We start from the raw sequence: 20,306 nt of genomic DNA, 5'->3' as shown, positions 1-20,306 counted from the left end.
GACGGTACGCCCGCCGTGCTCAGCGCTTGGCGCGCAGTCGGGCGGCCTCGTAGAGCACGATGCCCGCCGCGACACCGGCGTTCAGCGACTCGGTCAGACCGCTCATCGGGATCCGCACCCGCATGTCGCAGGTCTCCGAGACCAGTCGGGACAGGCCCTTGCCCTCGCTGCCCGCGACGATCACGACCGGGCCGGTCAGCAGCTCCAGGTCGCCCAGCTCGGCCTCGCCGTCGGCGGCCAGGCCGACCACCATCAGGCCGGCCTTCTGGTAGGCCTCCAGGGTGCGGGTCATGTTGGTGGCACGGGCGACGGGCAGCCGGGCCGCGGCGCCGGAGGAGGTCTTCCAGGCACCGGCGGTCATGCCGGCCGCGCGACGCTCGGGGATGACCACGCCGTGCGCGCCGAAGGCGGCGGCGGAACGGACCACGGCGCCCAGGTTGCGCGAGTCGGTGACGCCGTCGAGCGCGATGATCAGCGCGTCCTGGCCGGCGTCGGAGGCCTCCGCCAGCAGGTCCTCGGGGTGGGCGTACTCGTACGGCGGGACCTGCAGCACCAGGCCCTGGTGGTTCATCCCGCCGGTCATCTGGTCCAGCTGCGGGCGCGGGGCCTCCATCAGCGGGATGCCGCGCTCGTTGGCGGCCTGGAAGGCGTCGCGGACCCGGTCGTCGGTGTCGATGAACTGCTGGACGTACAGCGCGTTGGCCGGGACGTCGCCCTGCAGTGCCTCGACCACCGAGTTGCGGCCGAAGACCAGCTCGGCGCTGCCCGCGCCGCCGCGGCCGCCGCGGCCGCCGGCCCCGGCCCGGCGCATGCCGGCCCGGGCCTTGGCGTCCCGCTCGCGCTTGATCGCGGCGTTGGCGGCCCGCTGCTTGGGGTGGCCCTTGCGCTCCGCGCCGGGCGGGGTCGGGCCCTTGCCCTGCAGAGCCTTCCGGCTGTGCCCGCCGGTACCGACAGACGCGCCCTTCTTCGATCCGGGGTTGCGGCGGTTCCTGCGCTGGCTGTTGCCGGCCATGGCTGTACTTCCTGTCTGTCCGGCATGCCCGGCCGCCCCGCTCGGTGCGGCGGCGGCCTACGGCATGCGCTACGTCATGCGGGAGGGCCGCACCGGTTCGGTACGGCCCACCCATCACCCCGATCGTCAGATGGGGTTACTGGCTGTTGATCGTCCAGCGCGGGCCGGACGGGGTGTCCTCGATCACCAGCCCGGCCAGGCCGAGCTGGTCGCGGATGGCGTCCGCGGTGGCGAAGTCCTTGCGCTGACGCGCTGCCTGCCGCTGGTCCAGGACCAGACGGACCAGCGAGTCGACCACGCCGTGGAGGTCCTCACCGCGCTCCGTCCCGGCCCAGTGCGGGTCGAGCGGGTCGAGGCCCAGTACACCGAGCATCGCACGGACCTCGGCCAGTCGCGCCACCACGCTCTCCTTGTCGTCCGCGTTCAGGGCGCTGTTGCCCTGGCGGACGGCGGTGTGCACGACGGCCAGCGCCTGCGGGACGCCGAAGTCGTCGTCCATCGCCTCGGCGAAGGCCGGCGGCACCTCGGGCGCCGCGTCGACCTTGCCGCAGCGCTCGACGGCCCGCTGGATGAAGCCCTCGATCCGGCCGAAACCGGCCTCGGCCTCCCGCAGCGCGTCCTCGCTGTACTCGATCATCGAGCGGTAGTGCGCGGCGCCCAGGTAGTAGCGGAGCACGATCGGCCGCCAGGCGCGGACCATCTCGGAGACCAGCACCGAGTTGCCGAGCGACTTGCTCATCTTCTCGCCGGCCATGGTGACCCAGGCGTTGTGCACCCAGAAGGCGGCGAAGTCGTCGCCGTAGGCCTTGGACTGGGCGATCTCGTTCTCGTGGTGCGGGAAGATCAGGTCCAGCCCGCCGCCGTGGATGTCGAAGGCCGGTCCCAGGTACTTGTGGGCCATCGCCGAGCACTCCAGGTGCCAGCCCGGCCGGCCGCGGCCCCACGGGGTCTCCCAGCTCGGCTCGCCCGGCTTGGCGGCCTTCCACATCGCGAAGTCGCGCTGGTCGCGCTTGCCGGTCTCGCCGTCGCCCTCGGGCTGGCGCAGGTCGGCGAGCTTCTGGTTGGAGAGCGCGAGGTAGTCGGGGTACGACTTCACGTCGAAGTAGACGTTGCCGTCGACCGCGTACGCGTGGCCCTTCCCGATGAGCCCCTGCATCATCTCGATCATCTCGGGGACGTGCCCGGTGGCCCGCGGCTCGACGGTGGGCGAGAGGCAGCCGAGCGCGCTGTAACCGTCGTTGAAGGCACGCTCGTTCTCGTACGCGATCTGCCACCACGGCGTGCCGAGCTCGCGCTCCTTGGCGATGATCTTGTCGTCGATGTCGGTGACGTTGCGGACGAAGGTCACCTGGTAGCCGCGGTAGGCGAACCACCGCTGCATGATGTCGAAGTTGAGCCCGGACCGGATGTGCCCGATGTGTGGCGCCGACTGGACGGTAGCGCCGCACAGGTAGATCGAGACACAACCCGGTACAAGCGGGACGAAGTCGCGTACCTGGCGGGTGCTGGTGTCGTACAGACGAATGCTCACAGCGTCAAGCGTAGTGGGCGGCGGGGGGTGCCCCGCGACATTAACCGGGAACGGCAGGACGTTCCCCGGGGAACGGCGGGGCCGCCCCGGGGAATCACGGCTGGTCCGGCTCGGTCAGATGCTGCCGACCACCTTGCGCGGCGAGAGCCGGACGACCACCCGGACGTCGTCCGGACCGTCGTAGCCGTACTTCTCCTCGCCGCGGTACTTGAGGCCCAGCTCGTCGATCAGCTCCCGGCCGCCCTCGGTGGTCAGCGCCACCGAACCGCGGACCTCCAGGTACTCGTACGGGTTCTCCGGCGGGTTGATCAGCAGCGAGACCCGCGGGTCCTTCACCAGGTTGAGGTGCTTGCGGCGGCCCTCGACGGTCGAGAACAGGATGTCGTCCCCGTCCCGCTTGACCCAGACCACCGAGGACTGGGGGCTGCCGTCCGGCTGGATCGTGGTGATCACGGCGAAACTCTTGCCGTCGATCAACGCCTTGGCACGGTCGGAGAGTTGGGCACTCATCGAAATCCTCTTCTCGTCGGCGGCGGTCCGGCCCGAGGGTGAGCTCCGCGCGGGCCCGGACCGAACCCTACCGATTCGGGCCCCCGCGACATCCGGTGAACACCCGTCAACACCGGTCTATTTCCGGCCGACCGACCGACGGGGGCTCAACGCCGTTCGTACACCAGGGCGGTGGCGATCGCGGCCAGCCCTTCGGCCCGGCCGGTCAGGCCCAGGCCGTCGGTGGTGGTGCCGGAGACCGAGACCGGAGCGCCGACCGCCCCGGACAACGCCGCCTGCGCCTCGGCCCGCCGCTTGCCGATCTTCGGCCGCACCCCGATCACCTGGACCGAGACGTTGCCGATCTCGAAGCCGGCCTCGCGCACCAGCCGGGCCGCCTCGCCGAGCAGCTTCACCCCGGAGGCGCCGGCCCACTCGGGGCGGTCGGTGCCGAAGTGGGCGCCCAGGTCGCCGATCCCGGCGGCCGAGAACAGCGCGTCGCAGGAGGCGTGCGCGGCGACGTCGGCGTCCGAGTGCCCGGCGAGCCCGAACTCGGCGTCCGGCCACTCCAGTCCGGCCACCCACAGCGGGCGACCGGCCTCGAAGGCGTGCACATCGGTGCCGATCCCCACCCGGGGGATCAGGGGCTCAGTAGGCATCGGCGGCCCTCCGGCGGGCGAGTACGGCCTCGGCGAGCACGAGGTCCAACGGACGGGTGACCTTGAACGCCTCCTCGTGGCCGGGCACCACGACGACCGTGCCGCCGTAGCGCTCCACCAGTCCGGCGTCGTCGGTGACGGGCGGGGCGTCGGCGCCGCCGGCGGACTCCTCGGCCAGCGCCTTGGCGTGCACCTCGACCAGGGTGGCCCGGTCGAAGCCCTGCGGGGTCTGCACCGCGCGCAGGGTGGACCGCTCGGGCGTGTCGAGCACCGGCTCGGGGTGGCCCGGGTTCGGCTCGACCCGCTTCACGGTGTCGGCCAGCGGCACCGCGGGCACCACCGCCGGAGCCCCGGCCCGGACGGCGGCCGCGACGGCGTCCACCACCTCGACCGGGACGAGCGGCCGGGCCGCGTCGTGCACCAGGACGATCCCGACCTCCTCGGGGATCGCGGCCAGGCCCAGCCGGACGGACTCCTGGCGGGTCGCGCCGCCGGCCACCACCCGGATGTCCTTGCCGTCCAGCCCGTGGCTGTCCAGTAGGGCGACCACCTCGGCCACCCCGTCGGCGGGCGCGGCGACCACGACCAGGCCGACCGCCCGGCTGCGCGCGAGGGCCCGTACGGCGTGCACCAGGAGCGGCACTCCGCCCAGTTCCCGCAGGGCCTTCGGGGCGCCGGGCCCCAGCCGCTCACCGCGTCCGGCGGCGGGCACCACTGCTGCTGCGACTGCTCCTGACGCGTTCAGGTTTCACTCCTTCGGCGAAGTGGGTATGGCCATGGCGTGCCCGGCGGGCGCGGGGGCCCCTTCCGAAGAACCACTGGTCCACTGTCCGCCGCACAACTGCGCAGAAACGGTCTTGCAGGGCCTGGACCGGCTCGGGTGGGGGGCGTCGTCCGGACACGCCTCAGCGCCCGGAGTGCCACTGCACCACTCCCGGACGGTTCGTCCTGGGAGCGGCACGCCGGCACCGGGCGCTGTGGGCGATGGGGCGGCAGCCCGACCGCACTACGAGGCGAGGACCTCGTCGAGCAGCGTCTCCGCCTTGTCCTCGTTGGTGTTCTCCGCCAGCGCGAGTTCGCTGACGAGGATCTGGCGCGCCTTCGCGAGCATGCGCTTCTCGCCGGCCGAGAGGCCGCGCTCGCGCTCGCGACGCCAGAGGTCGCGCACGACCTCGGCGACCTTGATAACGTCGCCCGAGGCGAGCTTCTCCAGGTTCGCCTTGTAGCGACGGGACCAGTTGGTCGGCTCTTCGGTGTACGGTGCGCGGAGCACCTCGAAGACCCGGTCCAGACCCTCCTGGCCGACCACATCGCGCACGCCGACGAACTCCGCGTTCTCGGCGGGCACGCGGAGCGTCAGGTCTCCCTGCTGCACCTTGAGCACCAGGTAGGTCTTGTCCACACCTTTGATCTGGCGAATTTCGATGGCCTCGATCAGCGCGGCCCCGTGATGGGGGTAGACCACCGTGTCGCCAACCTTGAACGTCATGTGACAGGACCCCTTCCGTGGCTTTCCAGAATAACACGCCTTGCGGCCCACCCGAAGGGCGTTTTCGCAGGTCAGGGCCGGTCTCGGGGCTTGACAAGGACCCCCATGACGTGCTGCGACCGATGTTCGACAGGGGCTTCCCGCAGGTCGGAGGCGGTTCCGACCTCCGACGAAACCCTTGCGCAACACCCCTGCAGCCATGATTGGATCTTGAGCTTTCACCCTTTCCCGGGTCGTGACCGGATCGTTATTCGATCTTGGTCGAAGCTTGTCCTCCCGATGATCGGTTCATGCCGGCGGTACCGCCGTCCGGCCCCCGAGGGGCCTCTGGAGTGCGACACGGGGACCACCCCGTGAGGACCGCATAAGTGAGGTCGATAATCTGAGACCTGACCTGTCGACATGTGACCTAGGAGCCGCCGCCGTGAGCCGCAGCCTTCGACGCGGCAGCATCGCCGCCATCGCCGCCATCGCCATCGCCTCGCTTTCTTCCTGCGCCGCCAGCAACACGCCGGACACCCTGCAGATCAAGCCGGACAACGCGGCGGCGACCCTTGGGACGAACCTCCGACTGAACAACATCGTGATCGTCACCGGGGTCAGCGCCTCGGGTGACTACACGGGCCCCGCCAACGTGGTCGTGAACATCTCCAACACGGCGAACATCCCGGCCGAGCTGCAGTCGATCACCGTCGGCACTGCCAGCGCGACCTTCGCGGACGCCGCGGGCGCCCCGCAGCCCAGCATCGTCATCCCGGCGGGTGGCGCGGTGGCGATCGGCGGACAGGGCAACCCGTCCGCCTCCGTCAGCTCCGCCTCCGTCCACGTCGGCGGCTTCGCCCTCACGACGTTCACCTTCAAGGACGGCCAGAAGGTCGCCGCCCAGGCCGGCGTCAGCCCGGACTCGGACAAGGGCCCCTACCAGGGCTACGGTCCGACCCCGTCGGCCGCGCCCACCAAGAGCGCCTCCCCCGCCGCGGGCGCCCCGGCCACCCCGGCCACCGGCGCCACCACCCCGGGCGCGCCGGCCACCCCGGCGACCGGTGCCACCACGCCGGCCACCACGGGTGCCCCGGTCGCGCCGGTCTCCGGCACCACGGCTCCGGCCGCGCACTGACCCGGTGCACCCCGCCTCCCGCAGGCCCTTCCGGGGCCGGCGGGAGGCTTCGTGCGTCCCCGTGACCGGTCGCCCGGTCCGCGGCGGGTGGCACGCCACGCGGAAGGCCCCCGTCGACGGTCGTCGGCGGGGGCCTTCCGCGTCTTCGCGGGACCGCGGTTTACGGCTCGAACTTGTAGCCCAGGCCGCGGACCGTGACCAGGTAGCGCGGCGCGCCCGGGTCGGGCTCGATCTTCGCCCGCAGGCGCTTCACGTGGACGTCCAGGGTCTTGGTGTCGCCGACGTAGTCCGCGCCCCAGACCCGGTCGATCAGCTGCATCCGGGTGAGCACCCGGCCCGCGTTGCGCAGCAGCATCTCCAGCAGGTCGAACTCCTTGAGCGGGAGGTCGACCTTGGCGCCGTCCACCGTCACCACGTGCCGGTCCACGTCCATCCGGACCGGGCCCGCCTCCAGGGCGCCCGGGCCGCCGCCGTTGTCGCCCGCGCCGCCGTCCTCGCCGCGGCGGCGCAGCACCGCGCGGATCCGGGCGACCAGCTCACGGGTGGAGTACGGCTTGGTGACGTAGTCGTCCGCACCTATCTCCAGCCCGACGACCTTGTCGATCTCGCTGTCCTTGGCGGTCACCATGATCACCGGGACGTTGGAGCGCACCCGGAGCTGGCGGCAGACCTCGGTACCCGGCAGGCCCGGCAGCATCAGGTCGAGCAGGACGAGGTCGGCGCCGTTGCGTTCGAACTGCTCCAGGGCGTCGGGGCCGGTCGCGGCCACGGCCACCTCGAAGCCCTCCTTGCGGAGCATGTACGAGAGGGCGTCGCTGAACGACTCCTCGTCCTCGACCACCAGTACTCGGGTCACGATCAGGCCTCCGGGGCAAGCTGGGTTGTCTTTGTCAGGGGTTGTTCCCGCTCCCCGGCGGGGAGCGAACGGGCCGCACGGTCGGTGCGGTCCGTGGTGAGGGTCCGGGGTGCCGTGGCGGGCCCGGCGCCGGGCTCGTCGCGGGGTTCGTCGTCGTCGATGGCGTCGAGGTGGCCGATGCCGTCGAGGTCGTCATCAAGCTCGTCGTCGAGGTCGTCGTCGGCGGGGGCCTGGCCGGCGGGCAGGCGGATGGTGAAGGTCGAGCCCTGCCCCTCGACGCTCCACACCGAGACGGTGCCGCCGTGCGAGGCGGCCACGTGCTTGACGATGGACAGGCCGAGGCCGGTGCCGCCGGTCTGCCGGGAGCGGGCCGGATCGACCCGGTAGAAGCGTTCGAAGACCCGCTCGCGGTCTTTCTCGGAGATGCCGATGCCCTGGTCGGTCACCGAGATCTCGATCAGCTCGCCGTCCGCCTCGCCGAGCGCGGCGGCGCTGGAGATCCGGCGGGTGGCGATGGCCACCCGGGTGCGGGGCGGGCTGTAGTTGACGGCGTTCTCCACCAGGTTGCCGAGCGCCGCGGCGAGCTGGCCGCGGTTGCCGTGCAGGTAGAGCCCGGCGATGCCGCCGGCCGCGATCAGGATCTGCTTGGCGGCGGCCTGCTGGCGGCAGCGGTCGATCGCCTCGGCGATCAGCTCGTCCACCGCGACCGGCTCCGGGTCGACCATCAGCCGGTCGTCCTGGACCCGGGAAAGGTCGATGATCTCCTGCACCAGGCTGGCCAGGCGGGTCGCCTCGACCTGCATCCGGCCGGCGAAGCGCTGCACCGCCTCCGGGTCGTCGGCCGCGTCGGCGACCGCCTCGGAGAGCAGCGACAGGGCGCCGACCGGGGTCTTCAGCTCGTGGCTGACGTTGGCCACGAAGTCCCGGCGGACGGCCTCCACCCGGCGGCGCTCGGTCTGGTCCTCGACCAGCACCAGCACCAGCCGGGAGCCCAGCGGGGCGACCCGGACGGAGACCGCGAGCGGCTCGGCCGCGCGGGCCGCGCCCGGGCGGGGCACCTCCAGCTCGACCTGCCGGATCTCGCCGTCCCGGCGGGTGGCCCGGGCCAGCGCGAGCATCTGGTCCACGGCGACGGCACCGCCGCGCACCAGGCCCATCGCGTACGCCGCCGAGCTGGCCTTGACCACCTCGTCGCCCTCGCCCAGCACGATCGCGCAGGAGCGGAGCACCGAGAGCACGGTGTCGACCCCCGGCGGCAGCGGGGGCTCCGGGTTGCCGGTGCCCAGTGTCTGGTGCCGGCCGTACTGCTTGCCGCTGGTGTACTTGCCCTTGGCCTGCTCGCGCTCGCTCCAGCGGAAGGCGATGGAGGCGGTGAGGCCGACGCCGAGCCCGGCTATGGCACAGGCAGCGGCAGCGGCCACATTCACGTCCATGTGGTCAGCGTAAGCGCACGGCCTGGTCACTCCCCAAGGGCTGAGTCAAGGCATCGACCATGCGTTGCCGAGAATTCACCTTCACGTAGCTGCCGATTCACCGCACCGGCCGTGCGTCGTCGCCCGAACGGCACAGAGTTGGCCATGCAGCCCGTGTGGGAGAGATCTCCGTGCCGAACAGCGGCCACGGTCTCGGGTGTGCGCGTACGATTCGCGCCACCAGCAGCGGTCGCCCGACGCCGGAACGGCGGTCGGACGGGCTGACCGGTCGGCACCGCCACCGACACAGCTACTGAGGAGAGAACATGCGCGACGCGTACCACGAGGAACTCGATGCGATCAGCGACAGCCTGATCGAGATGGCCCGGCTGGTCGGCTCCGCCCTGGGCCGGGCCACCACCGCACTCCTCGACGCGGACCTGGCGCTGGCAGAGGGCGTGATCGCCGCCGACGAGAAGATCAACGACCTCCACCACGAGCTCGAGAACCGCGCCATCGATCTGCTCGCCCGGCAGCAGCCCGTCGCCACCGACCTGCGCATCGTGGTCACCTCGCTGCGGATGAGCGCCGACCTGGAGCGCTGCGGTGACCTCGCCCGGCACGTCGCCAAGGTCGCGCGGATGCGCTACCCCGAGTCGGCGGTGCCCGCCGACCTGCACTCCACCGTTCTGGAGATGGGCCAGCTCGCCCAGCGCCTGGTGGCCAAGGTGGGCCTGGTGATCGCCACCAAGGACGTCGACAAGGCCCTGGAGATGGAGCAGGACGACGACCGGATCGACGCCCTGCACCGCGAGCTGCTGTCGCACCTGATCGACGACCGCTGGCACCACGGCATCGAGACCGCCGTCGACATCACGCTGGTCGGCCGCTACTACGAGCGCTTCGCGGACCACGCGGTGTCGGTCGCCAAGCGCGTGGTCTACCTGGTGACCGGCGAGCACGTGGCCGAGTTCGTGGCCGCCACCGAGGCCGCCGAGGCCGCTGGGGCTGAGTGAGCCCCGCCCACCCCCAGGGGTGAGTAAACCTGTGGCGAGGGTGGTGCGGGCGCACGGATGTCCGAACGTTCCACCACTGCGCGCCTGTTGACGCTCCCTCCGAACGGCGGCTTCACTCGACGGTGGGGGCACCGGAGTGCGCCCGTCACTAGGAGGGAAGAGCTCGATGAAGGCCAACCCGACCCGACCGGCATCCGCCCACACCACCGTCGAGCCGCCCGCCCCGAAGCTGTTGCCCGTCCTCGCGGCCGGGTGCGGCTGCGGCCCGGGCTGCGGCTGCGGCTGCCAGTCCGGCGCGCCCTGCCAGTGCGGCGGCGCCGACGGCGGCTGCTGCGGCGGCCACTGAGGCAGTCCGCCGCGGCGGAGACCGCGGGCGTCCCGGGGTGCACGACCGTGCACCCCGGGACGCCTCGCGTCGAAGCCGCCCGCACCCTCAGAACTGGACGTCGGTGCAGGAGTAGAAGGCATTGCCGGTGTCGGCGATCGTCCAGACCGCGACGACCACCTGGTGCCCGGTGCGCCCGCTCGGGACGGTCGCGGTGTGGCTGAGCGTGCTCGGCACCTGCTTCCCGCCGTAGGGGACGGTCAGGAAGGGCGTCAGGTCGAGGCTGTCCCGGGTGATCGGCTGACCGGCGTCGTAGCCGGGCTTGGTGAGGTAGTACTCGAAGTCGGTGGTCGCGTGCCGGGCGGTGAACTTCCAGGTGAAGGTGAGCTGTTGGCCCGCCGTCACCGGCGTGGTCGGCCAGGCCCCGCCGTGCGGGTCGTCCAGCTCGGCGAAGCGGGAGTTGCCGCCGGCGCAGATGGTGCCGTCGGAGGGCCCGGCGGCCGGGAAGCCCTTCGGGCCCTCGACGCTCTGCGGCTCCCACTGGATGTCGCCGCAGTCCCACGGGACGGCGCTCGCGTCCGCGTCGCAGAGCGCGGCCCGGCTGGGCGGGGTGGTGATGTAGCCGTGGGACTGGGCCGGGAAGGCCAGGGTGAGCGGGACGGCCAGCGCGGCGACGGCCGCCCCGACCAGATGACGTGTGCGCATGGTGCTCCTCCGTGGGGGTGGATGGAGAGTGCGCCGGGGCACAGACGCGCGCGCGTTGGGGGTGCGGCGGCCCGGGACATGGGGGAATCCTTGGCATGCCTGCGCCAGCCCGGCGCCTTCACGGTAGGAGTCGGCAGCAGCGCCCGTCAATGGTCTGAACCACTTTGAGCCGAGCCCCAACTGTCGCACGATGCAAGCGGGTTGAACGACGAAGGCCCCGCTCCGGTGAACCGGGAGCGGGGCCTTCGCGGCAAGCGGGCTACTTCTTGCCCTGGTTCTTGACCGCCTCGATGGCGGCCGCGGCGGCGTCCGCGTCCAGGTAGCGGCCGCCCTTGGCGACCGGCTTGAAGTCGGCGTCCAGCTCGTAGACCAGCGGGATGCCGGTCGGGATGTTCAGGCCCGCGATGTCGGCGTCGGAGATGCCGTCGAGGTGCTTGACCAGCGCGCGCAGGCTGTTGCCGTGGGCGGTGACCAGGACGGTCTTGCCGGCGGCGAGGTCCGGGACGACGGCGTCGTACCAGTACGGGAGCATCCGCTCGACGACGTCCTTCAGGCACTCGGTGCGCGGACGCAGCTCGCTCGGGATGTCGGCGTAGCGGGCGTCACCGGCCTGCGAGTACTCCGCGTCGTCGGCCAGCGCCGGCGGCGGGGTGTCGTAGGAACGGCGCCACAGCTGGAACTGCTCCTCACCGAACTCGGCCAGGGTCTGGGCCTTGTCCTTGCCCTGCAGCGCGCCGTAGTGGCGCTCGTTCAGGCGCCAGCTACGGCTGACCGGGATCCAGTGGCGGTCGGCCTTGTCCAGGGCGATCTGCGAGGTGCGGATGGCACGGCGCAGCAGCGAGGTGTGCACCACGTCGGGGAACAGGCCCTCGGCGGCCAGGAGCTCGCCACCGCGGGCGGCCTCCTTCTCGCCCTTCTCGTTGAGGTCGACGTCGACCCAACCGGTGAACAGGTTCTTCTGGTTCCACTGGCTCTCGCCGTGGCGGAGCAGGATGAGTCGGTACGTCGTGTCAGCCATGGCGCCCAGCTTAGTGGAGGGCCCGAAAACCCCTGGTGGGGACCTTGGACTGCTGTGTAATGTGTGCAACTGCCATCTGCCGCTTACATCCGTCGGCTGTCCGGGCCTGCCCGCGCCGCTCAGCGGACGCCTGCCCTCGGGAGCCCCCACATGCTCGTCGCCCTGGCCGCCAATCCCCGGATCCGAAGACTGGTGCGCGAGACGGTGGGCGGGCTGCCGCGGCAGTTCTGGTGGCTCTGGGTGAGCACCCTGGTGAACCGGCTCGGTTCGTTCGTCGTCACCTTCCTGGCCCTGTACTTGACCACCGTACGGGGCTACTCGGCGTCCTACGCGGGCCTGGTGGCCTCGCTGTTCGGGGCCGGCTCGGCGATCGCGGCGATCGGCGCGGGCGTGCTGACCGACCGGATCGGGCGCCGCCCCACCCTGGTCGCCGCCCAGCTCGGCACCGCGGCGTCCACCACCGTGCTCGGCTTCATGGACGGCCAGGTGGCGATCGCGGTGGTGGCCTTCGTGGTCGGCCTCTGCAACAACGCCACCCGGCCGCCCACCTCGGCGATCATCGCCGACCTCGTCCCGGCCGAGGACCGGGTCCGGGCCTACTCGCTGAACTACTGGGCGATCAACATCGGCTTCGGCCTCTCCGCCGCCGCGGCCGGGCTGATCGCCACCCACGGCTACCTCACGCTGTTCCTGCTGGACGCCCTCACCACCCTGGTCTGCGCCGTGGTGATCTTCATCCGGATCCCGGAGACCCGGCCGCAGGCCCCGACCGGGCCGGCCGACGGCTCCGCCGAACCGGGGATCAGTCTGCTCACCGTGCTCCGGGACGCCCCCTTCATGGCGCTGGTCGGGCTGACCCTGCTGGTCGCCCTGGTGTTCCAGCAGGGCAGCACCACACTGGCCGTGGACATGGGCGCCTCCGGCATCCCGTCCACCCAGTACGGGCTGGTCATCGGCCTGAACGGGCTGCTGATCGTGGTGCTGCAGATCCCGCTGACCCGGTGGATGGAGGGCCGCTCGCGGACCGGGATGCTGATCGCCAGCTGCCTGCTCACCGGCTGGGGCTTCGGGCTGGCCGCGCTGGCCGGCTCCTCGGCCTGGCTGTTCGCGCTCTCGGTGGCGGTCTGGACGGTCGGCGAGATCCTCCACACCCCGGTGATGATGGGCCTGGTCGCCGAGCTGGCGCCGACCCACGGGCGCGGCCGTTACCAGGGCGTCTACGGGCTGTCCTGGTCGCTCGCCTCGCTCCTCGGCCCGGCGGGCGGCGGGCTGCTGCTGCAGTACGCCGGTCCGGCGGTGCTGTGGTCGGTCTGCGGGGCGGTCGGGACGGCCGCCGCGCTCGGGTACGTGGTGCTGGCCCGCCGTACGGGTGCGGCGGGGCGCCGCCGGACCGGGACCGTGGCCGTGGTCGCGGTCCCGTCGGAGACCGAGAGGACCGAGAGGACCGAGAGGACCGAGAGGACCCCGGCGGGCGCCTGAGCGCCCGGCCGGGGTCGGCCGACCGGCGGCCGGTCAGTCGGCGGCCGGGGCGGCCAGGTGGGCGAAGGCGGCCAGGTTGCGGGTGGACTCCCCGCGCTTGGTGCGCCACTCCCACTCGCGCCGGATCGCCGAGGCGAAGCCCAGCTCCAGCAGGGTGTTGAAGGGCTCGTCCGCGTTCTCCAGCACCGTGCCGAGCAGCCGGTCGACGGCGTCCGGGGTGAGCACCTCCAGCGGCAGCCGGCCGGCCAGGTAGACGTCGCCGAGCGCGTCCATCGCGTACGCGACGCCGTAGAGGCGGGTGTTGCGCTCCAGCAGCCAGCGGTAGACGGCCTCGTGGTTCTCGTCCGGGCGGCGGATCACGAAGGCGTTCACCGACAGGGTGTGGTCGCCGACCCGCAGCGCGCAGGTGGTGCTCAGCTTGCGGGTGCCCGGGAGGGCCGCCACCAGGGTGTACGGGTCGGTGGCGGCTGGCTCCCAGGCCACCCCGGCGTCGTCCAGGGCGGTGCGCAGGAGGGTCAGGGCCTCGTCCTTGGTGCGGATTGCCATGGGGGTGACGTTACCCGGCGCCGTGACCTCGGGTCAGGGGCCGGGGAGCGCGGCCGGCCGCCCGGCCCGTACGGGCGGTCAGCGCCGGCGGGCCACCGCCAGTCGGCCGGCCGGGCGGGCCAGACTGCCGGCGTACACCTCGGCGGTGGTCGCCGCGGCGGTGCCCCAGCCGAAGGCGGCCGCGTGCCGGGCCGCCGCCGCGCCGCGCCGGGCCACCAGCGCCGGGTCGGTGACGTACGGCTCCAGCGCGTGCGCCCACGCCAGCGGGTCGTGGCCGTGCACCAGGGTGCCGGACTCGCCGTCCCGCACCGCGACCGGCAGGCCGCCGACCGCGGCCGCCACCACCGGGGTGCCGCAGGCCTGGGCCTCCAGCGCGACCAGGCCGAAGGACTCGCTGTACGAGGGCATCACCAGGGCCGTCGCCGCGCGGTACCAGTCCGCCAGCCGGGCCTGGCCGACCGGCGGGTGGAAGCGCACCACGTCGCCGATGCCCAGCTGGGCGGCCAGCTTGTGCAGGCTCTCCGGGCGGGCCAGCCCGGTGCCCGACGGCCCGCCGACCACCGGCACCACCAGGCGCTCGCGCAGTTCCGGACGGCTCTCCAGCAGCGCGGCGACCGCCCGCAGCAGCACGTCCGGCGCCTTCAGCGGCTGGATCCGCCCGGCGAACAGCAGCACCGCGGCGTCCTGCGGCAGGCCCAGCCGGGCCCGGGCGTCGGCCCCGGCCCGCGGGCCGCCGGGGCGGAAGACGTCCAGGTTGACCCCGGGGTGGACGACGGCCAGCTGGTCCGGCCGGGCGGCGTAGTGCAGCGCCAGTTCGGCGGCTTCCTCGGTGGTGTTGGCGATCAGCCGGTCGGCCGCCTCGACCACCTGGGTCTCGCCGATCACCCGGGCCGCGGGCTCGGGCGTGTCGCCCTCGGCCAGCGCGGCGTTCTTGACCTTCGCCATGGTGTGCATGGTGTGCACCAGCGGCACCCCCCAGCGCTGCGCGGCCAGCCAGCCGACCTGCCCGGAGAGCCAGTAGTGCGAGTGCACCAGGTCGTAGTGGCCGGGGCGGTGGCCCGCCTCCGTCCGCAGCACCCCGTGGGTGAAGGCGCACAGCTGGGCCGGCAGGTCCTCCTTGACCAGGCCCTCGTACGGCCCGGCGGTGACGTGCCGGACCAGCACGCCCGGCGCCAGCTCGACGGTCGGCGCGTCGTCCGAGCAGATCGCCCGGGTGAACACCTCGACCTCGATGTTGAGCTCGGCCAGGCGCTTGGCCAGCTCGACGATGTAGACGTTCATCCCGCCGGCGTCCCCGGTGCCGGGCTGGTGCAGCGGCGAGGTGTGCACGCTGAGCATCGCTATCCGGCGCGGGCGGCGACGGCCCGGGACGAGCGACTGCAGCCGGCCGCGCGCGGGCGCGGCGGACTGGGCACGGCGTACCGAACGGACGGGGTGCTGGATCACCTGGCTGAAGCCTCCTCGTGTGCGGCCCGTCTCGGCGGTCCGCGTGAACGGGCCGCCACAGGTCCGGTGTGCGCTGCCCCGTCCCGGGCACACATCACCACCAGTGTGCCAACCACCTCACGGTCGTCCGGCATTCCCGGTCCCGGCGACCGGTCGTCCGGGCCGCCATCCGCGCAGGCCAGGACGGTGTCCGACCGGCCCGGCGGGCGCCGACTACCCTTCTGGGCATGGCTGCCTCCTTCGACCCCGCGACCGCCGCGCCCGCCCGCGGACGGACCGGACGGCCGGTCGGGACGGTCACCCGGGGCACCACCAACACCAACCGGCTGCGCCGGATGGACCGCTGGATCGCCCACACCCTGGGCCGGGCGCTGCGCGCCGCCGGACGGCCGCCGGTGGCGGTCGACCTCGGCTACGGCGCGGCGCCGTGGACGGCCGTGGAGCTGGCCGGACGGCTGCGCACGGTGCGCCCCGACGTCCGGGTGGTCGGGATCGAGATCGAGCCGGAGCGGGTCGCGGCCGCGCTGCCGTACGCCGAGCCGCCGCTGCTCACCTTCCGGCGCGGTGGCTTCGAGGTGCCGCTGGACGGCGGCGGGCCGGCCCAGCTGATCCGGGCGGCCAACGTGCTGCGGCAGTACGACGAGGCGGCGGTGGCCGGGGTGTGGGAACGGCTGTGCGCCCGGCTCGCCCCGGACGGGCTGCTGGTCGAGGGCACCTGCGACGAGATCGGGCGGCGGCACGTCTGGGTCGCGCTGGGGCCGGAGGGGCCCCGGACGGTGACCTTCGCGGCCCGGCTGGGCGGCCTGGGCCAGCCCTCCGACCTGGCCGAACGGCTGCCGAAGGCGCTGATCCACCACAACGTGCCGGGGCGGCCGGTGCACGCCTTCCTGACCGACTTCGACCGGGCCTGGGCGGCGGCCGCGCCGTACGGGGCGTTCGGGGCGCGGCAGCGCTGGGTGGCGGCCTGCACGGCGCTGGCGGGCAGCTGGCCGCTGGTGGACGCGCGCGGGCGGTGGCGGCAGGGCGAGGTCACGCTGCCCTGGACGGCGCTCGCGCCGTAGCCGCGCGCCCGCGCTGGAGAGCGAACCACCGCATTCACTCGAACGAGTTATCGAATATCTCTGGCGCGTTGACGTCTCGTCACGCCACGATGGAGACCGCCGGGCGGCGACACCACACGCCGCCCGGTGCTCACCCTGCCCAGCCCCGCAGCGCGGCCGGTCGTCAGCCCTCCGGCCCGAACAGCTCCTCCCGAGCCCGTTCGAACACCCCGTACATCTCCGCCCCGAACAGCACGAACCGCACCTCCGCCAGCTCCGCACCCGCCGACGCGTCACCGCCGCCCAGCACCTCGGCGACGGTACCGAGCGCGATCCGGGCCGCGTCCGCCGGCGGCCAGCCGAAGATCCCGGCCGACACCGCCGGGAAGGCCACCGTGCGCGCGCCCAACCCGGCCGCCGTACGCAGCGACTCGCGATAGCAGGAGGCCAGCAGCCCAGCCCGCTCCCCGTACTCCTCCGCCTGGTACACCGGCCCGACGGTGTGCACCACCCAGCGGGCCGGCAGCCGCCCGGCCGCGGTCGCCACCGCCCGCCCGGTGGGCAGCCCCTTGCCCCAGTGCGAGGCCCGCAGCCGGCGGCACTCCTCCAGGATCTGCGGCCCGCCCCTGCGGTGGATCGCGCCGTCCACCCCGCCACCGCCCAGCAAGGACGAGTTGGCGGCGTTCACCACCGCGTCCACCCGCTGTTCCGTGATGTCACCCTCGATCAGGGTGATCCGCGTCACCATCACCTGCCCCCTTCCCCGGACCCGTCCGGCAGCCACCGGACCGGGATCCGAGCCGTTGTCCGAATCCGATCACCACCCCGCCACCGGCGTGGCAATAACCACAACGGCGCCGGTCGGCCAGAGATATCCCCGGAGATCACGTTATGGTCGCGAGAAGTTCCCCGACGCGCGGTGCCAGGCGGGCACCGCGAACGGACGCCGGCCGTTACGCAGTCGGGGAAAGGGAGGAACCACCGATGCCCGCAACGGGAGACGGGCGGGCACCTGGTGCCGCGGACCTGCCGGGCGCCCATGACGGCGCCCCCGTCGGCCATGCCCGTACGCGCCAGGCGACGACCGGGCCGGCCACGGCCACTCCCCCGATACCCCACCCCCGCTCACAGCCGCACCGGACCGCGCACGGCACGCGCCACCCCTCCCACCTCGCCGAGGTCGCGCACGCCCCGGCGCCCCTGGAGAGGCCCGTCGACGGCGCCCCCGCCCCACTGCGGCTGCTGGTCATCGAGGACGACGCCTCCGACGCCCAACTGATCAAGGCCGCGGTCGCCGACAGCGGCACCTCGATCGAGATCCACTGGGCCCGCGGCCTCGAACAGGCCACCCCGCTGCTCGCCCAGTCCTCCCCCGCCACCCGGCGCGGACGCTCCCGCGGCGGCGAGTTCGGCTGCGTGCTGCTCGACCTCGCCTCCCCGGCCGCCCAGGCCGGCGAAACCTCGGACGGCCTGGAAGCCCTGCACGAACTGCTCCGCCGCGCCCCGCACCTCCCCGTCGTGGTGCTCACCGACGCCGGCGGCGCCGAGCTCGGCGCCGCCGCCGTCGCCGCGGGCGCCCAGGACTTCCTGCTCAAGCACGAGACGGACGGCCCGCTGCTGGCCCGCGCCCTGCGCTACGCCGTCGAACGCAAACGCGCCGACGAGTCCCAGCGGCGCCTGGTCGAGGCCGAGTTGCGCGGCCAGGAGAACGCCCGGCTGCAGCGCCACCTGCTCCCCACCCCGCTGCTGGACGGCGCCGGACTCTCCTTCACCCGGCGCTACCGTCCCGGCCGCCGCCGCGCCCTGCTCGGCGGCGACTTCTACGACGCCGTGCGCACCGACGACGGCACCGTCCACGTCGTGATCGGCGACGTCTGCGGCCACGGCCCGGACGAGGCCGCGCTCGGCGTCGCCCTCCGGATAGCGTGGCGCACCCTGGTCTTCGCCGGCCTCACCGGCGAAACCCTGCTCACCACCCTCCAGCACGTACTGGAGCACGAACGGCGCAGCGACGAGATCTTCGCGACGCTCTGCATGATCGTCATCGAACCCGGCGGCGGCCGGAGCGCCGAACTCGACTCACTCGGCAGCGGCGAACGGGTCCGCCTCTACCTCGCCGGGCACCCGGCGCCGATGCTGCTCGGCCGCGACCACGCCCCGACCTCGCTGCCCGCCGACCTCGCCGGGCCCGCGCTCGGCCTGCTGCCGTGCCACGACGGGGAGGCCGCCTGGCCCGCCCACGAGTTCGAACTCCAGCCCGGCTGGCGGCTGTTGCTCTACACCGACGGGCTGATCGAGGGCCGGGTCGGAGCCGGATCACGCCGCCTCGGCCAGGACGGACTCGCCGACCTGATCGCCGACCACCAGTCCGCCGGGCTCACCCGGGGGCGACTCGTCGACAGCGTGATCGCCGAGGTCGAGGAGCTGAACGGCGGGGCGCTGACGGACGACGTCGCGGTGCTGCTGCTGGAGCGCAACCCGGTGCAGCTGATTCTGGGCTGAGCCGGACACGCCGCAGCCCGGGAGGGGTGACTCCCCTCCCGGGCTGCGGCGTCGTTCCGTCTACCAGGGGCCGTACGGGCCGGTGTTGCTCCGGCCGTCGCGGCCGCTGCCGCCGGTCAGGGCCTTGATCGCGGGGCGGACGTCCACCACGTAGACGATGGAGGCCACCAGGCCGGCCAGGGTGCCGATGCTGCCGAGGAAGTTCGCCCCGAACAGCAGGTCCCAGCCGAAGCTGATGCCCAGGACGGCCAGCCAGAACCCCTTGGTCTTCTTGTCCGCCGCCCGGTAGGCGTCCTCCCGGCGGGTGGCCGCGTCGACCAGCGCGAAGAACTTGTAGCCGAGGATGGCCACGGCCATCCACCAGAACGGGTTCAGGTAGGAAAAGGCCAGGATCTGGAACACTCCGGTCATCGCGATCTCCTACGTCTCTCGGCTTGCTGCGCCCCGGCCGCCGCCCATCCTGGCACGGCGGCCGCCCGCACGGTGTGAACGTCCCGCCGCCGGCGGATGTGCCCCGGGGGGCGGCGGGCAGGGGTCACTCCGTGGCGTCGGGGGCACTCCTCCGGGCCCTGGTGGGCTTCTTCGGGGCGGGGGCGGTCTCGTCCACGAGCTCGGCGTCGAGGGGCTCGTCGGGCCGGACGGCTTCCGAGGCGGGGTCGACGGCCTGGGTGAGGTCGACGGCCTGAGCGGCGTCGACGGCCTGAGCGGGGTCGGTCTGCGGGCGGGCCTTGTCGACGACGACCTTGCCGCGCTCGGCCAACTCGTCGTAGGTCTCCTTGGCCCGGACGGCCAGCTCGACCGCGCGCGCCACCTGCTGCAGGGCGAAGCCCTGGGCCCGCTCCTGCAGGACCTTCAGATCGGTGGGGAGCGCGGTGACGGCCTCGGTGACCTTGGCCGGCGCACCGGCCAACAGCCCCTGCGCCTCCTGCAGCCTGGCGGTCGCCATCTCCTGCGCGCCCTGGCGGTCCGCCGCCAGGGCCTCGACCTTGCCCGGCACCTCGCGCAGCTTCTCGTACGCGAGGTCCCCGGCGCCGGCCAGGGCGTACAGCGGGGTCGGGTCGGTGAGGGTCTTCTTGATCTCGTCGGTGATCGGCATGCTTACCGGTCCTCCCGGTGGGTGTTCTGGGTGGCCGCGCCGTCGGTCGTCAGGGTGGAGGCCGAGGCGGCGTTCTCCTTGAGAAAGGCGTCGTAGACCGCGAGCAGCGCCTGCTTCTGCTGCTCGTTGATCAGCGGATCGGCCAGGATCGAGGCCCGCAACTCCAGGCCCTCACCCCGCCGCTCCTCCAGGATCCCGGCCTGGACGTACAGCGTCTCCGCCGAGATCCGCAGCGCCTTCGCGATCTGCTGCAGGATCTCCGCGCTCGGCTTGCGCAACCCTCGCTCAATCTGGCTGAGGTACGGGTTGGACACACCGGCGGCCTCCGCCAGCTGGCGCAGCGAGTACTGCGCGTTGCGGCGCTGCTCGCGGATGTACTCGCCTAGCGAGGCGACGTTGAGGGAGGCCATGGGGGTAGCTTGCAGGAGGGTGCTTGCTATTGCAAGCACAGTGCTAGCGGCCGCAAGCGGCCGGGGGGGTTCTGGGGTGGTCGGGGGGCTCTCGGGAGGGTGGGTGCCGGGGGGGGGGGGGGGGGGGGGGGGGGGGGGGGGGGGGGGGGGGGGGGGGG

22 protein-coding genes are annotated in these 20,306 nt (G+C 73.1%); 6 read left to right on the top strand and 16 right to left on the bottom strand.

Annotated elements, in window-relative coordinates:
• Positions 1 to 19: 19 nt before the first annotated feature.
• The 6 genes from rlmB to ACZ3YL_RS11165 form a co-directional block, all read right to left on the bottom strand.
• A complete protein-coding gene (gene rlmB / locus ACZ3YL_RS11190) occupies positions 20 to 1,012 on the bottom strand; it encodes a 23S rRNA (guanosine(2251)-2'-O)-methyltransferase RlmB (protein WP_465656756.1) in 993 nt (330 codons plus the stop codon).
• A gap of 136 nt (positions 1,013 to 1,148) precedes the next feature.
• Positions 1,149 to 2,543: a cysteine--tRNA ligase gene (gene cysS / locus ACZ3YL_RS11185; protein WP_188303134.1), complete on the bottom strand. Its 1,395-nt coding sequence runs from the start codon at positions 2,541 to 2,543 to the stop codon at positions 1,149 to 1,151.
• A gap of 114 nt (positions 2,544 to 2,657) precedes the next feature.
• On the bottom strand, positions 2,658 to 3,053 hold the full coding sequence (locus ACZ3YL_RS11180; protein WP_188303133.1) for a PPOX class F420-dependent oxidoreductase: 396 nt from the start codon (positions 3,051 to 3,053) through the stop codon (positions 2,658 to 2,660).
• A 146-nt stretch (positions 3,054 to 3,199) separates the two neighbouring features.
• Positions 3,200 to 3,691 carry a 2-C-methyl-D-erythritol 2,4-cyclodiphosphate synthase gene (ispF, locus tag ACZ3YL_RS11175; protein ID WP_188303132.1) on the bottom strand — a complete coding sequence of 164 codons (492 nt, stop codon included), beginning with the start codon at positions 3,689 to 3,691 and terminating at the stop codon, positions 3,200 to 3,202.
• Complete coding sequence (ispD, locus tag ACZ3YL_RS11170; protein ID WP_188303131.1) at positions 3,681 to 4,406, bottom strand: 2-C-methyl-D-erythritol 4-phosphate cytidylyltransferase; 726 nt, start codon at positions 4,404 to 4,406, stop codon at positions 3,681 to 3,683. Before ispD ends, ispF begins: the two co-directional genes overlap by 11 nt.
• Before the next feature lie 291 nt (positions 4,407 to 4,697).
• Entirely contained in the window at positions 4,698 to 5,180 is a 483-nt protein-coding gene (locus ACZ3YL_RS11165; protein WP_030244332.1) for a CarD family transcriptional regulator, read from the bottom strand.
• 424 nt (positions 5,181 to 5,604) lie between these two features.
• On the opposite strand from ACZ3YL_RS11165, the gene ACZ3YL_RS11160 reads away from it, so the two are divergent.
• A complete protein-coding gene (locus ACZ3YL_RS11160) occupies positions 5,605 to 6,297 on the top strand; it encodes a DUF461 domain-containing protein (RefSeq protein WP_465656753.1) in 693 nt (230 codons plus the stop codon).
• 160 nt (positions 6,298 to 6,457) lie between these two features.
• On the opposite strand, the gene phoP is transcribed toward ACZ3YL_RS11160, so the two are convergent.
• Both phoP and ACZ3YL_RS11150 read right to left on the bottom strand, forming a co-directional pair.
• Positions 6,458 to 7,153, bottom strand: coding sequence for a two-component system response regulator PhoP (gene phoP, locus ACZ3YL_RS11155; RefSeq protein WP_031069385.1), 696 nt, complete (start codon positions 7,151 to 7,153; stop codon positions 6,458 to 6,460).
• Between the two features lie 2 nt (positions 7,154 to 7,155).
• Complete coding sequence (locus ACZ3YL_RS11150; protein ID WP_465656750.1) at positions 7,156 to 8,586, bottom strand: sensor histidine kinase; 1,431 nt, start codon at positions 8,584 to 8,586, stop codon at positions 7,156 to 7,158.
• Positions 8,587 to 8,891: 305 nt separating this feature from the next.
• Here ACZ3YL_RS11150 and phoU point away from each other — a divergent pair, with 305 nt between their 5' ends.
• Together phoU and ACZ3YL_RS11140 are read left to right on the top strand one after the other, a co-directional pair.
• Positions 8,892 to 9,581 carry a phosphate signaling complex protein PhoU gene (gene phoU, locus ACZ3YL_RS11145; protein WP_188303129.1) on the top strand — a complete coding sequence of 230 codons (690 nt, stop codon included), beginning with the start codon at positions 8,892 to 8,894 and terminating at the stop codon, positions 9,579 to 9,581.
• A 166-nt stretch (positions 9,582 to 9,747) separates the two neighbouring features.
• Positions 9,748 to 9,927 (top strand): hypothetical protein, encoded by a 180-nt coding sequence (locus ACZ3YL_RS11140; RefSeq protein WP_188303128.1) that lies wholly within the window; start codon positions 9,748 to 9,750, stop codon positions 9,925 to 9,927.
• A gap of 87 nt (positions 9,928 to 10,014) precedes the next feature.
• Here ACZ3YL_RS11140 and ACZ3YL_RS11135 read toward each other — a convergent pair whose 3' ends face one another.
• Both ACZ3YL_RS11135 and ACZ3YL_RS11130 read right to left on the bottom strand, forming a co-directional pair.
• Entirely contained in the window at positions 10,015 to 10,611 is a 597-nt protein-coding gene (locus tag ACZ3YL_RS11135; RefSeq protein ID WP_188303127.1) for a lytic polysaccharide monooxygenase, read from the bottom strand.
• Positions 10,612 to 10,870: 259 nt separating this feature from the next.
• Entirely contained in the window at positions 10,871 to 11,629 is a 759-nt protein-coding gene (locus tag ACZ3YL_RS11130) for a phosphoglyceromutase (protein WP_188303126.1), read from the bottom strand.
• 150 nt (positions 11,630 to 11,779) lie between these two features.
• Here ACZ3YL_RS11130 and ACZ3YL_RS11125 point away from each other — a divergent pair, with 150 nt between their 5' ends.
• Positions 11,780 to 13,108, top strand: a complete 1,329-nt coding sequence (locus ACZ3YL_RS11125) for an MDR family MFS transporter (protein ID WP_465656747.1) — start codon at positions 11,780 to 11,782, stop codon at positions 13,106 to 13,108.
• A 33-nt stretch (positions 13,109 to 13,141) separates the two neighbouring features.
• Here the strand turns inward: ACZ3YL_RS11125 and ACZ3YL_RS11120 are convergent, their stop codons facing one another.
• Together ACZ3YL_RS11120 and mshA are read right to left on the bottom strand one after the other, a co-directional pair.
• Positions 13,142 to 13,654 (bottom strand): type III secretion system chaperone family protein, encoded by a 513-nt coding sequence (locus ACZ3YL_RS11120; protein ID WP_188303124.1) that lies wholly within the window; start codon positions 13,652 to 13,654, stop codon positions 13,142 to 13,144.
• Positions 13,655 to 13,732: 78 nt separating this feature from the next.
• Positions 13,733 to 15,100: a D-inositol-3-phosphate glycosyltransferase gene (mshA, locus tag ACZ3YL_RS11115; protein WP_411292884.1), complete on the bottom strand. Its 1,368-nt coding sequence runs from the start codon at positions 15,098 to 15,100 to the stop codon at positions 13,733 to 13,735.
• A gap of 227 nt (positions 15,101 to 15,327) precedes the next feature.
• Here mshA and ACZ3YL_RS11110 point away from each other — a divergent pair, with 227 nt between their 5' ends.
• The gene (locus tag ACZ3YL_RS11110) at positions 15,328 to 16,161 is read left to right on the top strand and encodes a methyltransferase domain-containing protein (protein WP_188303123.1); all 834 of its coding nucleotides are present in this window, start codon (positions 15,328 to 15,330) and stop codon (positions 16,159 to 16,161) included.
• A 163-nt stretch (positions 16,162 to 16,324) separates the two neighbouring features.
• Here the strand turns inward: ACZ3YL_RS11110 and ACZ3YL_RS11105 are convergent, their stop codons facing one another.
• Positions 16,325 to 16,885 carry an O-acetyl-ADP-ribose deacetylase gene (locus tag ACZ3YL_RS11105; RefSeq protein ID WP_465656998.1) on the bottom strand — a complete coding sequence of 187 codons (561 nt, stop codon included), beginning with the start codon at positions 16,883 to 16,885 and terminating at the stop codon, positions 16,325 to 16,327.
• 239 nt (positions 16,886 to 17,124) lie between these two features.
• Between ACZ3YL_RS11105 and ACZ3YL_RS11100 the strand changes: the two genes are divergently transcribed.
• Positions 17,125 to 18,642, top strand: coding sequence for a PP2C family protein-serine/threonine phosphatase (locus tag ACZ3YL_RS11100; RefSeq protein ID WP_465656743.1), 1,518 nt, complete (start codon positions 17,125 to 17,127; stop codon positions 18,640 to 18,642).
• 60 nt (positions 18,643 to 18,702) lie between these two features.
• Here ACZ3YL_RS11100 and ACZ3YL_RS11095 read toward each other — a convergent pair whose 3' ends face one another.
• The 3 genes from ACZ3YL_RS11095 to ACZ3YL_RS11085 form a co-directional block, all read right to left on the bottom strand.
• Complete coding sequence (locus tag ACZ3YL_RS11095; RefSeq protein WP_188303120.1) at positions 18,703 to 19,053, bottom strand: DUF2516 family protein; 351 nt, start codon at positions 19,051 to 19,053, stop codon at positions 18,703 to 18,705.
• A gap of 124 nt (positions 19,054 to 19,177) precedes the next feature.
• Complete coding sequence (locus ACZ3YL_RS11090) at positions 19,178 to 19,738, bottom strand: hypothetical protein (RefSeq protein WP_465656741.1); 561 nt, start codon at positions 19,736 to 19,738, stop codon at positions 19,178 to 19,180.
• Between the two features lie 2 nt (positions 19,739 to 19,740).
• Positions 19,741 to 20,148, bottom strand: coding sequence for a helix-turn-helix domain-containing protein (locus ACZ3YL_RS11085; RefSeq protein ID WP_188303118.1), 408 nt, complete (start codon positions 20,146 to 20,148; stop codon positions 19,741 to 19,743).
• Between the last annotated feature and the right edge of the window lie 158 nt (positions 20,149 to 20,306).

The sequence above is a fragment of the Kitasatospora sp. NPDC023176 genome (assembly GCF_055560495.1).
The sequence above is the reverse complement of the archived record's forward strand: the minus strand, read 5'-3'. Positions and strand labels throughout refer to the sequence as shown.

Coding starts and splice junctions, on each gene's coding strand:
- ACZ3YL_RS11135 (WP_188303127.1), bottom strand. CDS start 10,611: ATGCGCACACGTCATCTGGTCGGGGCGGCCGTCGCCGCGCTGGCCGTC.
- ACZ3YL_RS11180 (WP_188303133.1), bottom strand. CDS start 3,053: ATGAGTGCCCAACTCTCCGACCGTGCCAAGGCGTTGATCGACGGCAAG.
- phoU (WP_188303129.1), top strand. CDS start 8,892: ATGCGCGACGCGTACCACGAGGAACTCGATGCGATCAGCGACAGCCTG.
- ACZ3YL_RS11140 (WP_188303128.1), top strand. CDS start 9,748: ATGAAGGCCAACCCGACCCGACCGGCATCCGCCCACACCACCGTCGAG.
- ACZ3YL_RS11165 (WP_030244332.1), bottom strand. CDS start 5,180: ATGACGTTCAAGGTTGGCGACACGGTGGTCTACCCCCATCACGGGGCC.
- ACZ3YL_RS11130 (WP_188303126.1), bottom strand. CDS start 11,629: ATGGCTGACACGACGTACCGACTCATCCTGCTCCGCCACGGCGAGAGC.
- ACZ3YL_RS11095 (WP_188303120.1), bottom strand. CDS start 19,053: ATGACCGGAGTGTTCCAGATCCTGGCCTTTTCCTACCTGAACCCGTTC.
- ACZ3YL_RS11110 (WP_188303123.1), top strand. CDS start 15,328: ATGGCTGCCTCCTTCGACCCCGCGACCGCCGCGCCCGCCCGCGGACGG.
- rlmB (WP_465656756.1), bottom strand. CDS start 1,012: ATGGCCGGCAACAGCCAGCGCAGGAACCGCCGCAACCCCGGATCGAAG.
- ACZ3YL_RS11100 (WP_465656743.1), top strand. CDS start 17,125: ATGCCCGCAACGGGAGACGGGCGGGCACCTGGTGCCGCGGACCTGCCG.
- ACZ3YL_RS11090 (WP_465656741.1), bottom strand. CDS start 19,738: ATGCCGATCACCGACGAGATCAAGAAGACCCTCACCGACCCGACCCCG.
- ACZ3YL_RS11150 (WP_465656750.1), bottom strand. CDS start 8,586: ATGGACGTGAATGTGGCCGCTGCCGCTGCCTGTGCCATAGCCGGGCTC.
- ACZ3YL_RS11125 (WP_465656747.1), top strand. CDS start 11,780: ATGCTCGTCGCCCTGGCCGCCAATCCCCGGATCCGAAGACTGGTGCGC.
- ispF (WP_188303132.1), bottom strand. CDS start 3,691: ATGCCTACTGAGCCCCTGATCCCCCGGGTGGGGATCGGCACCGATGTG.
- ACZ3YL_RS11085 (WP_188303118.1), bottom strand. CDS start 20,148: ATGGCCTCCCTCAACGTCGCCTCGCTAGGCGAGTACATCCGCGAGCAG.
- ACZ3YL_RS11120 (WP_188303124.1), bottom strand. CDS start 13,654: ATGGCAATCCGCACCAAGGACGAGGCCCTGACCCTCCTGCGCACCGCC.